The organism is Mesorhizobium sp. M1428 (genome assembly GCF_040317515.1).
Taxonomy (GTDB): domain Bacteria; phylum Pseudomonadota; class Alphaproteobacteria; order Rhizobiales; family Rhizobiaceae; genus Mesorhizobium.
Map to the genome: position 1 here is coordinate 1 of NZ_JAMYKT010000054.1, position 13,988 is coordinate 13,988.

At 59.3% G+C, this 13,988-nt stretch carries 10 protein-coding genes and 3 pseudogenes; 10 read left to right on the top strand and 3 right to left on the bottom strand.

All coding sequences use genetic code 11. From position 1 onward, the window contains the following. Both NKG60_RS32375 and NKG60_RS31770 read left to right on the top strand, forming a co-directional pair. Positions 1–87, top strand: a pseudogene (locus tag NKG60_RS32375) (SIS domain-containing protein); the annotation flags it as partial. 868 nt (positions 88–955) lie between these two features. Next, positions 956–3,430, top strand: a complete 2,475-nt coding sequence (locus NKG60_RS31770) for an autotransporter outer membrane beta-barrel domain-containing protein (RefSeq protein ID WP_352976651.1) — start codon at positions 956–958, stop codon at positions 3,428–3,430. 287 nt (positions 3,431–3,717) lie between these two features. On the opposite strand, the gene NKG60_RS31775 is transcribed toward NKG60_RS31770, so the two are convergent. Further along, positions 3,718–4,425 carry a hypothetical protein gene (locus tag NKG60_RS31775; RefSeq protein WP_352976652.1) on the bottom strand — a complete coding sequence of 236 codons (708 nt, stop codon included), beginning with the start codon at positions 4,423–4,425 and terminating at the stop codon, positions 3,718–3,720. Between the two features lie 192 nt (positions 4,426–4,617). On the opposite strand from NKG60_RS31775, the gene NKG60_RS31780 reads away from it, so the two are divergent. Further along, positions 4,618–4,824: a helix-turn-helix transcriptional regulator gene (locus NKG60_RS31780; protein WP_502912355.1), complete on the top strand. Its 207-nt coding sequence runs from the start codon at positions 4,618–4,620 to the stop codon at positions 4,822–4,824. Positions 4,825–5,267: 443 nt separating this feature from the next. Here NKG60_RS31780 and NKG60_RS31785 read toward each other — a convergent pair. Continuing rightward, positions 5,268–5,816 (bottom strand): annotated as a pseudogene (locus NKG60_RS31785) (sugar phosphate isomerase/epimerase family protein); the annotation flags it as partial. Positions 5,817–6,278: 462 nt separating this feature from the next. Here NKG60_RS31785 and NKG60_RS31790 point away from each other — a divergent pair. Then, positions 6,279–7,466: a magnesium transporter gene (locus NKG60_RS31790; protein ID WP_352492826.1), complete on the top strand. Its 1,188-nt coding sequence runs from the start codon at positions 6,279–6,281 to the stop codon at positions 7,464–7,466. A gap of 273 nt (positions 7,467–7,739) precedes the next feature. Here NKG60_RS31790 and NKG60_RS31795 read toward each other — a convergent pair whose 3' ends face one another. Beyond that, positions 7,740–7,883 (bottom strand): hypothetical protein, encoded by a 144-nt coding sequence (locus NKG60_RS31795; protein WP_352492825.1) that lies wholly within the window; start codon positions 7,881–7,883, stop codon positions 7,740–7,742. Between the two features lie 72 nt (positions 7,884–7,955). Here NKG60_RS31795 and NKG60_RS31800 point away from each other — a divergent pair, with 72 nt between their 5' ends. The 6 genes and pseudogenes from NKG60_RS31800 to NKG60_RS31825 form a co-directional block, all read left to right on the top strand. Beyond that, positions 7,956–9,227, top strand: a complete 1,272-nt coding sequence (locus NKG60_RS31800) for a tetratricopeptide repeat protein (RefSeq protein ID WP_352976654.1) — start codon at positions 7,956–7,958, stop codon at positions 9,225–9,227. After that, entirely contained in the window at positions 9,224–10,048 is an 825-nt protein-coding gene (locus NKG60_RS31805; protein WP_352492823.1) for a FecR family protein, read from the top strand. The genes NKG60_RS31800 and NKG60_RS31805 overlap by 4 nt, the downstream gene beginning before the upstream one ends. Before the next feature lie 15 nt (positions 10,049–10,063). Next, on the top strand, positions 10,064–12,109 hold the full coding sequence (locus tag NKG60_RS31810) for a CHASE2 domain-containing protein (protein WP_352976656.1): 2,046 nt from the start codon (positions 10,064–10,066) through the stop codon (positions 12,107–12,109). 748 nt (positions 12,110–12,857) lie between these two features. Next, a complete protein-coding gene (locus NKG60_RS31815) occupies positions 12,858–13,103 on the top strand; it encodes a type II toxin-antitoxin system VapB family antitoxin (RefSeq protein ID WP_023722247.1) in 246 nt (81 codons plus the stop codon). Further along, positions 13,103–13,531 (top strand): type II toxin-antitoxin system VapC family toxin, encoded by a 429-nt coding sequence (locus NKG60_RS31820; protein WP_352451707.1) that lies wholly within the window; start codon positions 13,103–13,105, stop codon positions 13,529–13,531. The genes NKG60_RS31815 and NKG60_RS31820 overlap by 1 nt, the downstream gene beginning before the upstream one ends. Before the next feature lie 157 nt (positions 13,532–13,688). Then, positions 13,689–13,924 (top strand): annotated as a pseudogene (locus tag NKG60_RS31825) (transposase); the annotation flags it as partial. Between the last annotated feature and the right edge of the window lie 64 nt (positions 13,925–13,988).

The following is a 13,988-nucleotide window of genomic DNA, read 5'->3' on the forward strand; positions in this document are numbered from 1 at the left end:
CAGATGCTCGCCTACTTCACCGCCGTGTTCATGGGCACGGACGTCGACCAGCCTCGCAACCTGGCGAAATCGGTAACGGTGGAATGATCGGTCAATGGTTTCTGCCGCCAACAAGAACGGAGATTAACCAGAACGTCCCTTAGGGAGGCGATCCGCTGATCGCGGTCTCCATATCATGCACGTCCAACCAACGATCCGGTTTGTGATGTATGTGCCGAAATCCGATGTCACGCTGCTCTACACGAGTCGCCCAAGTTTCCGGTGGGGCTGGTGTCGATGATTTGCTCTTCCGCTGGCACCTGCGTACGCCATGGCTTCGTCGGCAAAGCGCTCAGGTGCTCATGGCCACCAGATACGTTTGCGGTCTTCACCGGACGCGTACGCACCTGCCCAGTATCTGTCCACAACAAATACGTGTCGCCGGCAGAGAATATGGTCCAGCTAATATCTTAGTAACGGTGCCCGATTGGCATGAAGCCAAATGAAATTTGCGAAGTAATTGCCCAATTTTCTGATCGACATGGTATTGCGTCTAGTTACCTTCCGATATATTCATAACAGAAAAATACGATCAAATTATTATATTTTTCTCGTTACCTTCAGAAGATCAGACAATTATTTTACGCTTTCGCATGATAATTAGTTTTCTTGCTTTACTACCATAACTTTTAAATTGTCGTTTAATATAGATTCGTTCACTGCGCCGGGCAACTGAGGAATATCATAAATATATCCCAAATAACTATTGGAAATTCTGCGGGCGCCATCCGCCTCAATTTTATTTTCCCGCAATGTCGGCCATTAAGAAGTATATTTTTCGCTATAATGTGGTGACAATCTCGCCGCCGATCAACCATTCTATCAGGGCGTGCAGGTATGTGATTTGGCGCTAATATACACCTTCTAGTAGGCAGGCATCCGCGGGGCGCTATCGAATCAAAATGAGGGATTATGGATGGCGACTCTCCACTACACGTCGGGCGGATCCGGCACGGACATTGCAAAAGCCGGATTCAATCTGGCTAGCGTGCAATATGTTGACCAGGTCAACGAGCTGCCGGGCGGTATGAAAGGCTTGGTCTACCTCGACGAGGCCAACGGGGTAACCCAATCCTTTATCGACAAGGTTACTCCTTTTCTCGGCAATCCGAACGTATTCGGGTTCTTCCTGGTTGACGAGCCGGATCCTACCGGTCAATGGGGCACCTACGCCTCCGCCGCAAATCTGAAGGCAGAATCCGACTGGATCCATGAGCATTTTCCAGGCGCCAAGACCTACATCACGATGATGAGCTTGGGAACGTCGGCGAATCCGGATTTTAGGGGCACGTACAATCCCGCCAATACGGGTATCGATTACTACGGCATAGATGTCTATCCCGTCCGCACGGATGGCCCGGTCGACTACAACATGATCGACAAATTCGTCGCCGCCGCTCAGGCATCGGGCATCCCGACGAGCAAGATCGTTCCAGGCTACCAGACGTTTGGAGGTGGCGAGTACAACACCGACATGGGTGGCAAATATGTGGTGCCCACCGCCGCCCAGATGGAAATCATGATGGACCACTGGGCCAAGCTGGTTCCGTCACCCGCCTTCGACTACGCATATGCCTGGGGTTCGCAGCGAGGCGACACCGCGCTTGAAAGCTCCCCGGAACTGCAGGCGGTTTTCCGGGAACACAACCTTGCAACGACGGGGACCACTCCGCCTCCCGTCGACACAAGCGACACCTTGTATGGCACCAGCGGCGACGATGTGTTTCACGGGGCCGGCGGCCACACTATGATCGGCTACGGCGGCAATGACACCTATTATGTCGATGACGTCCGCGACAAGGAGGTTGAAGCGGCGGGCGGCGGTACCGACAAAGCATTCGCCTCCGTAAGTCATGCGCTTGCGGCCGGATCGGAAATCGAACTTCTCGCCACCAACAGCCCGTCCGGCACGACGGCGATCAACCTGACTGGCAACGCGATCGCCCAGACGATCCAAGGCAATGCCGGCACCAATGTCATTAACGGCGGCGGCGGCGCCGATAAGATGGCCGGCTATGGCGGCAATGACACGTATTATGTCGATAACGCCGGCGATAAAGTGATTGAGGCGGTGGGCGGTGGCACCGACAAGGTGCTCGCTTCGGTGACCTATGTCCTATCGACCGGGGCGGAGATCGAACTCCTCGCCACCAACAACCCGTCCGGCACGACGGCTATCAATCTCAATGGCAACGAGTTCGCTCAGACCATTCAGGGCAACGCCGGCGCCAATGTTATCTACGGCGGCCTTGGCGCCGACACGATGATCGGTTACGGCGGGAACGACAGTTACTACGTTGACAATGCTGGCGACCAGGTGATTGAGGCGGCAGGCGGTGGCGCCGACAAGCTACTCGTTTCGGCGAGCTACGTCCTTTCGGCGAGCTCGGAGATCGAGACCCTCGCCACCAACAATGGGTCCGGCACGACGGCCATCAATCTCACCGGCAACGAGTTCACTCAAACGATCGTGGGCAATGCCGGGATAAATATACTCACTGGCGGCGGCGGCGCCAACGTCATCTATGGCGGTAGCGGTGCCGACTCGATGGCCGGCCATGGTGGCAATGATTCGTACTATGTCGACAATGCCAGCGACAAGGTCGTCGAGGCTTTGGGGGGCGGCGCCGACAAGGTACTCACTGCGGTGAGCCATGCCCTTTCAGCAGGCTCGGAGATCGAGATTCTCGCCACAACAAGGCTGTCTGGAACGACGGCAATCAATCTCACCGGCAATGAGTTCGCGCAGACAATCCAGGGCAATGCCGGTGTCAATGTCATCAATGGCGGCAGCGGTGCCGACACCATGGTCGGCTATCTTGGCAATGATACCTACTATGTCGACAATGCCGGCGACAAAGTTGTTGAGGTGGCCGGCGGCGGAACCGACCGGGTGCTCACCTCGGTGAGTCATGCGCTTTCTGCAGGTTCACAGATCGAGCTTCTCACCACCACCAACCCGTCCGGTACGGCTGCAATAAACCTGACCGGCAACGCTTTTGCCCAGACCATCCAGGGCAATGCCGGCGCGAACATCATCAACGGTGGCGGCGGTGCCGACATCCTGACCGGCAACGGAGGCAATGATGCTTTCGTGTTCAACAGCGCTCTTGGAGCCGGCAATATCGACAGGATCACCGACTTCGACAAGCTCCAGGACAAGATCCAGCTCGACGACGCCGTTTTCGCGGGGCTCAAATTGGGTGGCCTTTCATCCGATGCTTTCTTTGCTGGCACGGCCGCGCATGACAGCTCCGACCATATTATCTACAACAGCTCAACCGGAGCGCTCTCTTTCGACAGTGACGGGATCGGCGGCGCATCTCAAATACAGTTCGCCACGCTCTCTCCAGGTCTGTCGTTTACGGCAGGTTCATTCCTTGTGATCTGAAGACCCGCAACGGCGGACTTCGCGCCCGTCCGCCGTTCCGTCTCTGTTCAAGCACCGGAGTTCCAAGTTGGATGCTTTTGGCCTGTGCTTCCCCAAAGCAGGCGGGTCCTTTCAACAAGGTGAGCGAGAAACCGCAGCGGTGAGCGCCCTTCAGGATTATCACTGCGAGTATCGGCCTATCAGCTTTGCCAGATCAGTGCCGGTCTCTCCGGCCTCGCAAGAGCAATTCAGCATACGCGATAAGATCGCAATACGCGGCGGGCAGTTCAACCTCGTCCTATTAGCGGTCATCGGACATGGCGGAGATTTTTCGACTTAGTCATGCCGACTACCTCGACGCCGCACCCATCAGCACCAACATTTTCGGCGATGTGCACCAGATCGCTGAGCGCCGAGCGGATTTGCGGCCAAGGGAACTCGGAGCGCTCCTCCTCGCTTTCGCCCTCTCGCAAGACGACATCGAGCTTACCTGCCACACCGGCGAGAGTCGTGGCGGCAGTCCTTGAGAAAGTCTGCAGCAGATCCTGCACCCGCTCTCCAGCCTGGCGTTCAGCCATCAGCGCTGCAGTGTAACCGGTTTCCTCGGCAGCCGCATTCCAGCGTGCCTGATGTGCCGCTAGTGCAGCTTCGGCCTTCTTACGAAGAGCCGCTGTATATGGCTCTTTGCCAAGTATATCCTTGAGCGCCTCGTTAGAATGGACCGTCACCTCCTCACCCTTGGGTAGGCGGACGGTCACGCAGGGAAAGCCGACGCTCTTGATGAGTTGCTTTTCCAAGCGCTGCTGTCTGCGGCAAAGCCGCTCGGTGAGCTTGTGAGCTTCCTTCCATTTCTGCCATAGGCCCAGCGTAGAGTCAGAACGCAGATTCGTACTTCCGGCGTCGCTTGCGGATGCGCTACCTTGTAGCGCCCATGCCGTGCTAGCCACCACGGTTCCTGCAAGTACTCGTCTGCGGGTGACGTCGGGCGGCGTCGTGGTATTGTCGGAATCAGCCATGATCCGAGCTCCTCAGAAGCTTGGGTTGTGGTCAGGCTGGGCAGGTGCAGCAACACCTGCTCAGCCGTCCTAGCGTTTGCGTTTGTCTAGCGTCTTCCATTTAGCCTGATTTCCCGGGCGAAAGTCAACCAAAAAGACTGACTTCAGCCGATGAGCCTAATTTCCGTGGAACAATGTAGGGGAGCCAGGGCGATGCTCGGTTGGAGCCAGGGCGAACTTGCGGCCGCTGCTGGCGTCTCCAGAGCAACCATCGTTGATTTCGAACGCGGGGCGCGCATTCCACATCGGAACAACCTTGATGCAATACGCAGTGCCCTCGAGGCCGCTGGCGTCGAATTCATCCCAGAGAATGGCAGCGGGCCTGGCGTACGGCTTGCCAGACGATCCAACAACGGATGACCATTGCGGCGAACGCCGCATTTGAATCAAGCGACGGCGAATCTCTTGCAAACGACTGTTGCATAGAGCCCATTTTCGCGAACATTTTGCGAGAGAAGTGCCCCCTTTCTCTTTTTTCCGCTCCACAGAACGCGAAAACGAACTGGTGGACAAAGATGCGATTGCACCGTGCAGGATAGCCAAGTCCCTGCTGGCCAACGCCTAGGTGATTGGCACGTTTCCGGCCCTTCCCCCTCGACCACTAAATGCCGGCATACCACATGCCCGCCAGTGTATGACAGACCGGCACGGCTGATTTCGTCCTGTCACAATCTCATCGGAAACAGGATGGGCAAGTCGCGTCAGAACCTCAGAACCATCTGGCCAATACAAACGACTCGCTGCCAGCGATGTCGGCAGCTCTGGCCGACATTGGCAGCACCACGCCGGCGCATACTCGACCTCTACTCCGCCGCTCCGCGCTCAGTGCAATTGTTCAAGCTAACGAGGTTTTTGCCGGGCTAGGCTGCCGGACTGCTCATTGCGATAACGGGGTCCGATTTCCATGATGAGAACGGTCTCCGGCAAGAAGACCAGCTCACTGAAGATGTCATCCCATTCGATATCGCCCCAGCGAGGACTAAGTGCGATCGCAGAGACCTAGCGCTGCATTCTCATGCGGGAGGTAGGTTCGATGGAGACCCTGCGGAGTGCGCGATGGAATCATGGACATGCAGGTGCCGTTCACCGGCGCCATGGCCCGCAATTGGTCGCGGACGTTCAGGCCCGCGATGGGTCGATTCAATATAAGCGTGACTGAAATCGAATGAGCGCCACCAGGTTGAGATGGCCGACCGCCTTTACCGTTTGCGCCACCTCGGCGGGCCTCTGCCGGCACTGACCCGGTTCCATGGCGAAGGGATTCTCGAAGGCGAAGCGCACGCCATAGGCATCCTGAACTCAGTGAGCTCGAACAAGGCTTCGCGTTCGCGTTCCTCGGCACCGACACGATCCAAACCTGATCGGAACGAAAATGCCGACATTAACTCGGATCGGACCGCAACGACCTCGAGTCTCTGAAACCATACCCCCTGCCCCCGGACCTGCAAGCTCTCAAGAGCACCTTCTGAGCTGGTGAAACTGGCAAGACGCGCCGCATGAGGCAATCAATTCGAACGCCGGAGACCCTGCCTCTGCAGAATTTCCGGGTTTAAGTTTCATTGGTGCGGCGTGCTCGCAAAGCGCAAAAGACCGATGAAGTTCGCAACACGTTAAAATCTTGGCGACACGCAGACGTTACAGCCCGCCTTTATGTACGCGGCAACGGCTCAGATCAGTCTGGGTTCGGTCCACTCGGCGCCAGAGAGGCGAAGAATTCGGGATCGAGGCGCTTGGGCCACTGCGCGCCAGACAGAGCGATCCGATCCGTGTCATACTGTCAGAAGCAAGACACTAGCAATTGGGGGCGGCGGCAGATGAAAGAAGAGAACGACGTTCAAAAGTTGGTGCGCACGCTGCGTGCTCGAGCACCTGATGACGCGGCTGAATTGCTTACCCGAGAGTCTCCCGAGTTCATCCGGGACACACTAAAATTGTTGCCGGACAGGCACGCCCGCAAGGTGGCGGAGCATTTGCCGCCGCATATGCGGCCTGTCAAGCCTGATGCCGGTGGCAAGGACCTCGCCATCCCCGAGTCGCTCGTCGAGCTGATGGACCCGGTTCCCGCCAGCGTTCCTGTCGGCACGACGGTAGCCGCCGCTGTGGAGGCCGTCAGACGCACCCACGTGCCGACCGAGCTCACTTATCTCTACGTCATGGAGGGGGGCGATAAGTTGGTTGGCCTGGTGGTCCTGCGCGATCTGATGCTGAGCGAACCGGACGCGACGGTCGATCAGATCATGCTGCCCAGGCCGTTCGCCCTTAACGTCGATCTGTCTTTGAGCGACGCATGCAGGGCGGCGGTACGGCGTCACTACCCTGTCTATCCCGTTGTCGACGCAGAGAACCGGCTGCTCGGACAGGTTCGCGGCTGGCGGCTGTTCGAGCAGCAAATCATCGAGATTTCCGCCCAGTCTGGTCAGATGGTGGGTGTCCAGAAGGAGGAGCGTTCTTTTACGCCGCTGTTTTCAGCCTTCCTGAAGCGTCATCCGTGGCTGCAGCTGAACCTGCTGACGGCCTTCATGGCCGCTTTCGTGGTCAGTTCGTTCACAGGCACGATCGAGAAGATCGTCGCCCTGGCAGCGTTCCTCCCGGTCTTGGCCGGGCAGAGCGGAAACACCGGCTGCCAGGCACTGGCTATGACGCTGCGTGGCCTTGCCCTGGGCGATGTGGACAAACGACCGAAGCTGCATTTGGTGATGAGGGAGGGCGCGCTCGGGATCGCCAACGGCGTGCTCGTCGGGCTTGTGGCGGCTGCGGCGATGTGGTTCTACGCCTCGCGGCAACCGGAGTCGGCGGCCCAGGCGCCCATGCTGGCACTTGTGATCCTGCTCGCCATGTCCGGATCGTGCCTCATGTCGGGAGTCTCCGGCGTGCTGATCCCGCTGGGCCTACGCCGGGTCGGCGCCGATCCGGCGGTCGCTTCGGCGATCTTTCTCACCACCGTGACCGATATCGTAGGCATGGGCCTGATGCTGGGGCTGGCCACCATGCTCGTGCTGTAGCAAGGCGCTTCCGGTGACGCATCCATGGGGAGATGGGTTCCTATAAGCTGACCTCGTCGCGTTCAACGAAACAGCAAGAGCCGTGCCGCCTCGTGTAGACGTGGTGAGAAGCACCTCGCGGCAGCTCTCCGATCGCTTGCGCAGTGCCCCGGAAGACCTTTGGATTAGCCATGGGTGACCTTGATGGCTCATTCAGTGACCAGATACGCGCAGAATCGCGCAAACAATGTTAATCTTTCCGGCTGTGCGATCCACGACTGGCGATGATTCGAGTTAGTTGCCTATCGTGCCGAATACTTCACTTGTTCCTGCAACGGTGAGATAATTTTCTCCAAGCAGCGCAGCCGCAATACGAATAACCTCGATGGTTTGTTGCGCGGCTGCAACAGCTGTTGAAAACTCGGATGATTTCGTCAAAGTTCAGTCGCCTTTTTTCTTGTGGTCGTGCTAAGTCCTTGGCACTAGTCGGGTTTGGGGTGGGTTCTCGGCATGCAATCTTCGTTTCCAACGATCTTCGGCTGCGCCGCGGCGCTGCTTTGTACCGGCGTATTGCCGGCCGGCGCACAAGGTCTTTTTACGGCCTATGACGATGCGTTTTCGGCCCGCATCGCCAGTCCGGCCGACAACGGAACGCTCGCCCAGTTCGTCACAGTTGCCGTCAACGCGGGACAATACGATCAGGCGATCTCCTCAATCGAGCAGTATCTGATCAAGTATCCCCGCGATGCGCGCGCCCGGCTGGCGGCCAGCCGGTTGTACTATCATGTCGGCTCCTATGAATTGGCCCGCCGGCAAGTGCAGTACGGCATCGAAGTCGGCGGCCTGACGGCAAGTGAGCAGCAGGAAGCTGCTCGCCTGCTCGCCCGCATCGATCGCGCGTTGCGCGGCGTCACCTGGGAACTCGCCCTGACCGGCGGCGTGTTCAGCGCATTTACCGATTTTGAGCCCGGCGGGGCGCAGGACGACGACAGCTTCGTCTCGCCCTATGGGCGGGCGGAAGGCTTTGTCCGGTGGGACCTCGGCACGCCAAGCGCCGACGCCCTCGTCCTTTCGGGGTCGTTGACGGCGACACAGCGCTTTTTCACGGAAGACCTGTCGGTTCCAGGTGGCAAGGAGACCTTCATCCACGGCAACGCCGCGATTACCTGGGACAAGGGACTGCCCAATAGTGGGATCGATTCGCTGCGCCTGCTGCTTTCCGTCTTCACAGTTACGGATCGTTTCGACAGCGATATCCAGGAAACCGGCATCGGCGTCAGTGGGCGCTTTCTTGTGCGTCCGACGGTCGAGACGACGCTCTTCGCCGGTGGCGGCTACATCGATCTAAGCGCCTCGCAAGGCATTTTCGCCGATAGCAGGGTTTTCTATGAGGCAGGCGGCAGCTACCGCTTCCGCAATGGCCAGGCGCTCGGACTGCGCTTTGTCGGTTCGAATGACTTCGCCTCCGGATCTGAAATCGGCCGCAGCTACACGGGCGAGGTTCGCTATGGCGGCCTGTTGATGAACGTACCGGATCTTTTCGCATGGTCCCACCAGGTCGCCTTCTCGGCCGGCCATAGCGACGCTCCCGATCTGTCCGTCGGCATCGGCACAAGTATCAAGAGCGACTTCTGGCGCATTGCCTCGGAAAGCGATTTTCAGCTTACGGAGGCGCAGAAGATCAGCGTCGATCTCGCCTATCGCGAAACCAACTTCGACATCGCCAACCGCGACCGAAAATCGTTCGAAATGCTCATGAGCTACACGTTGACGCTCAATTGAAAGAGGCCGCGATGAGGACCCCGTACCGTCAGATCGCCATTTTTATCGGCTGCCTTGCCTTCACGGCACCTTCCGCGGCTGAAACGATCGGGTCGATGACGGCCTACCAGACCAACATCGTCCGCAACAACGGTGGGACAATGGACGTCGGTGCCGGCGTCGAGCTCGGCGACCAGCTGCGCAGCGATCCCACCGGTCTTGGAATGCTGGTGTTCCGGGACGAATCGAGCGCCAAGATTGGTCCGAACACCAGCCTGACGATCGATGAATTCGTCTACAATCCGGGCTCCGGATCGGGAAAGATCGACATCGGGATGAACAGCGGCCTGGCCCGTTTTTATGGCGGCCAGGTTTCAAAAGGCGGCGTCATGCAGGTTGCGACGCCGCACATGGTGCTCGGGGCCAGAGGCGGCATCATCGAAGTGCTGGTGGCAGATGGCCAGACCGTGGGCATACTGCGCGCAGGCCGCATGACCTGCACGATCAATGGCAAACGGCTGGTCATCACAAACCCGGGCTTCGCCTGCACATCGGAAGATGGCAAGCTGCTGACCGGCTACGGCGGAATCGACACCTTCCCGATATTGGACAGCATCGACCGGATAGCCGGCACCGGCCTTCCAGGTGCACCGGGTCCGGGGCTGGACGTAAGCGCGCTTTGTGCGTCGGCACTCGGCGGTTCGCTCAAAGTCTGCGACTCCACCGACGGCGCATTGCCAGGGGTGGTCATGGAGTTCCCCGACACGCCAACGCCGCCTGTGGGTGGTGGCGTGGATGAGGGTGGTTGTGAGGGTGAGGGTTGCTGCTACGACTGCAATTAAGCCCGCCGGAACGACATGAGCCTCTTGGTCGGTTGGCACTGGGCTGATTGGCGGCACGCTGCCAGGCGCAAAATATCCGGTCTTGTGGTGGTGCTCCTGCTACTCGCTTGCCATTTAGCTTTCGACGGGCCGCTGTCGCGCCTGCGCGAACGCACCTACGACTTCTACCAGTTTCTCGCTCCGCGCCAAGCGACGAGCAATCCTGTCGTGATCGTCTCGATAGACGACGCCAGCCTCAAGGGACATGGGCGATGGCCCTGGAACCGTGGCCTCTTGGCCGATCTGGTCGATGGCATCACCAAATCCGGCGCCGCGGTCATCGGGCTTGCGCTGGTGCTGCCCGAGGCCGACACCTCGCCTGAGGGCATCGCCGGAGACAAGCGCCTGGCGGCGGCACTGGCGAAAAATCGAACGGCGCTTGCCGTCAGCCTGGGCAACGAGGCGACGGTTTCAGAAGCAGGGCCCAAAGCCGGCTGGTCGATCGTCGGGCAAGTACCTGACACACTTCCGGGCTTCACGGGCCTGACCGGCTCGCTTGCCGAATTCTCGAACGCTGCCGCGGGCCTCGGCGTAATCCGCACCTTGCCCGATCCCGACGGCGAACTGCGCCATGTGCCGCTGCTCTGGCTTCGCAACACCGCTCAAGGCGTGCAGCTGTGGCCGTCCTTCGCGCTCGAGCTTCTGCGCCTTTACGCCGGACAGGACGGCTACATAGCCCGGATGAATGCCGCTGGATTTGACGCACTCAGGATAGCCGGTGCCATTGTGCCGCTCGAGCCGGAGGGGAGCATCCGCCTCTGGGAAACTGCCACGGATACCCCGCGCATATCTGCCAGCACTATCTTTTCGGGCGGCAGTGATCCGCGGCTGCGGGACGCCATCGCCATCGTCGATCTGTCGGCGGTGGGACTGACGCAGTACCTGCCCACCCCGACGCGTCCAGCGCGACCAGGCGCGGACATCCACGCCGATGCAATCGGCCAGTTGCTTGCCGGGCGCTACCTTGAAGAGCCAACGCATGCGCGCACGGTGGAGCGGCTCTGGTTTATCCTCACTGCCGTCATCTTCATCGCGCTTTCCGGAGTGCTCGCCGGGCGTGTCGTGCTTGGTGCTCTGGCTCTCGCGCTGCTGGCCGTCACGCCGTTCGTGTTCGGCGCTCTCGAATACAGTATGCAGGGTAAACTCTATGACCCGCTGCAGCCGGCGCTTGCGACGATCCTGGTAGCGAGCTTCGAAGGCTATGTCCTCTACAGGCGCAGCGAGCAGCGCCGGTCTACCCTGGCGCGGCAGTTCTCCCAGTATCTGTCGCCTTCAGTGGTGCAGCGCCTCGCAAGCTCGGATACGGAAGCGATCCTGTCGGGCGAGAAGCGCGAGATCACGATCCTGCTCAGTGACATACGCGGCTTCACGACGATGAGCGAACAACTCGACACCCAGGAAATCGCAAGGGTGGTCAACCACTTCCTCGGCATTGCGACCGATGAGATCCTCAAGCGCGACGGCACCATCGACAAATTCATGGGCGATGCGGTGCTCGCCTTCTGGAACGCGCCGCTTGATCAGCCGGATCATCGCGAGCGCGCGCTCGACGCGGGCCTTGCCCTGATCGAACGGGTGAAGCGCGAAGACGCCGCCTTCACCGCGGATGGCCACCCCTCTATCCAAATCGGCGTCGCCATCGAGACCGGCATCTGTTCGGTGGGCAATTTCGGCTCCGAACGGCGCTTCGATTACACCGCGATCGGTTCGCCGGTGAACCGCACGGCACGGCTCGAGTCGACGACCAAGAAGCTGGGCATCCCCCTGGTGCTTGGCCCCGGCTTTGCGGCAGGAGCATCGATGCCGGTCGTCCAGGCGGGCGCCTTTGAGCTCCAGGGTTTCAAGGGCGAGGTGCCGGTTTTCACCGTTCCGGAGATGCAAGCTGCTCACCAAGGTATGAGCCGCGAAGTAGAGAGCCAACGTGGTGAGCAATCTGGCGCCCCTGCCGTGGTGGTTGGTTCGCCGCCATCCGTGCAAATGGCACCGCCTGATCTTGCACCCCGAACCCGAAGCACACGCTGACCGGATCCAGCGGATGGCAGGGGTGCCGACCTGCTTTGTGAACTAATACTGCTGGGGAGGCCTAGGTGTCATCAAACGGCCCTTTAATTGCGGGTGGCTGTCAATCCGGATCAGCGCGACAGCCGATGAGACGCGGATAGACGGCGAAGGATCCGTCGAGGTAACCCCGGCAATGATTGTCGAGGCCGCCGAATTTTCGAGCGAGAAGATAGGCCGTGTTATCCAGTTCACCACGAATGGCAGCACGGCTTCGTTGAGTTAGCCGGCGCCATCATGTGGAGGCAGCGCGTGGTTCAGATTGTTTATCCTCGCCGCCGGATCATGCGCTCGGGATGTTCCCAAGAGCATCCAGCCGTAGCACTCCCCGAGCTGCCCTAACGAGAGAGTTCGCTGGGCCGGGATTATGGCCGTTATGAACCTGACGCAATCGATGCAGCTGGCGCTGGCCTCGTCGGGCGCGTGGGCGGTTTATCGACATCAATCGGTCGCCGCAGATGTTGGGATGCGCAGGCGTCGGCGTACGTAGCACCGATGCGCCTTGGGCATGTGGGCGTTGACAGTGACATGGCCGCAGCGACGTGTTTCAGACGCCGAGCAATTCCAAGGACTGAGCACCAGAACCGAACCTTCCGACGGATTTTCGCGAGCTGCATTCCTCCCTCCCCTCCTTATCAAAACCGCCGCTCGCGAATTCGCTGGCCAGTATATCTGCGACATGATATACATATATCACTCAGAGGATATACAAATGCCGCTCTTCATTCGCGATCCCGACGTCGATGCCATGGCCGTCGAGCTGCAGCAGATTACCAACGCGCGCAGCAAGACCGAGGCCGTCAGAACCGCCTTGCGCCATGAGATCGAGCGCAACCGCGGCAGCGTCCCGCTGCGCGAGAGACTTGCCAAAGTCAAGGAAATGGCGCGGCGGATCGGGCCGGCCAACCCTGATTTCGATATGAAGAAATTCACCGACCAAATGTGGAGCGACGACTGATGTTCGTCGATGCCTCGGTGATCGTTGCCATCCTGAACGAGGAACCTGGCGCGGAAGAACTGGAAAAGCGGCTCGCGGCCGCGACCAAGCCGCTGTATATCTCCCCGCTCGTCCGGTTCGAGGCAGTCCAGGGTCTCGCGCGAGCATCGGCCGAAGCCATCAAAAAGAACGCCAAGCCCACGGCCGACATGCTGGCGCAAGCCCGTGATACCGTCGACGCCTTTTTGATCGAGATCGCCGGCAAGGAAATCATGATATCCGGCGACATCGGCGACCGGGCGATCGAAGCCAGCATGAAATACGGCAAAGCAGTCGGGCACAAAGCCGATCTCAATTTCGGCGATTGTTTTGCCTACGCTTGCGCGAAGGCTCACCGGCTTGCCCTGCTTTACAAGGGCAATGACTTTTCACAAACTGATCTGGCGTAAGGCTTTCCTGGCCTTGCATCGCGGCGCGAGAGCCGATGGGCCCTTTTGCATGCTTTGGGCGAATCGTCGTCTTTCATGGTTAAACGCAATATTACGAGGAACGTTCGCTGCAGCACTGGTTTTCTTCGGCACGATCACCGTCCAGGCACAGCGGGCAGACGGCATCTTCTGGGTGCTGCGATCGGGTGCGCTATGCCGCCATCTTCCAGGGGGCGATACGGCCCACGCACCACCTGCTCCAATCGCTTCGTTCGATGGCGGAAAGCAGGTGTGTGGGACCGCCTCATGCATGGCATCACCAAAGCCCACGATGCAACGGTGCAGATGATCGATACCTCCATTGTTCGCGTCCATCAGCAAGGCGCGACAGCAAAAAGATCCCATGAGGCGACGGGCGGCGGAACTCAGGTAAGGTTTCGGGGTCCGACATCCTAACCCTGGAGACGTCTCATGAACC

Excerpts from the sequence above, each read along its gene's own strand:
- NKG60_RS31770 (WP_352976651.1), top strand. The coding sequence starts at position 956 with ATGGCGACTCTCCACTACACGTCGGGCGGATCCGGCACGGACATTGCA.
- NKG60_RS31775 (WP_352976652.1), bottom strand. The coding sequence starts at position 4,425 with ATGGCTGATTCCGACAATACCACGACGCCGCCCGACGTCACCCGCAGA.
- NKG60_RS31780 (WP_502912355.1), top strand. The coding sequence starts at position 4,618 with ATGCTCGGTTGGAGCCAGGGCGAACTTGCGGCCGCTGCTGGCGTCTCC.
- NKG60_RS31790 (WP_352492826.1), top strand. The coding sequence starts at position 6,279 with ATGAAAGAAGAGAACGACGTTCAAAAGTTGGTGCGCACGCTGCGTGCT.
- NKG60_RS31800 (WP_352976654.1), top strand. The coding sequence starts at position 7,956 with ATGCAATCTTCGTTTCCAACGATCTTCGGCTGCGCCGCGGCGCTGCTT.
- NKG60_RS31810 (WP_352976656.1), top strand. The coding sequence starts at position 10,064 with ATGAGCCTCTTGGTCGGTTGGCACTGGGCTGATTGGCGGCACGCTGCC.
- NKG60_RS31815 (WP_023722247.1), top strand. The coding sequence starts at position 12,858 with ATGCCGCTCTTCATTCGCGATCCCGACGTCGATGCCATGGCCGTCGAG.
- NKG60_RS31820 (WP_352451707.1), top strand. The coding sequence starts at position 13,103 with ATGTTCGTCGATGCCTCGGTGATCGTTGCCATCCTGAACGAGGAACCT.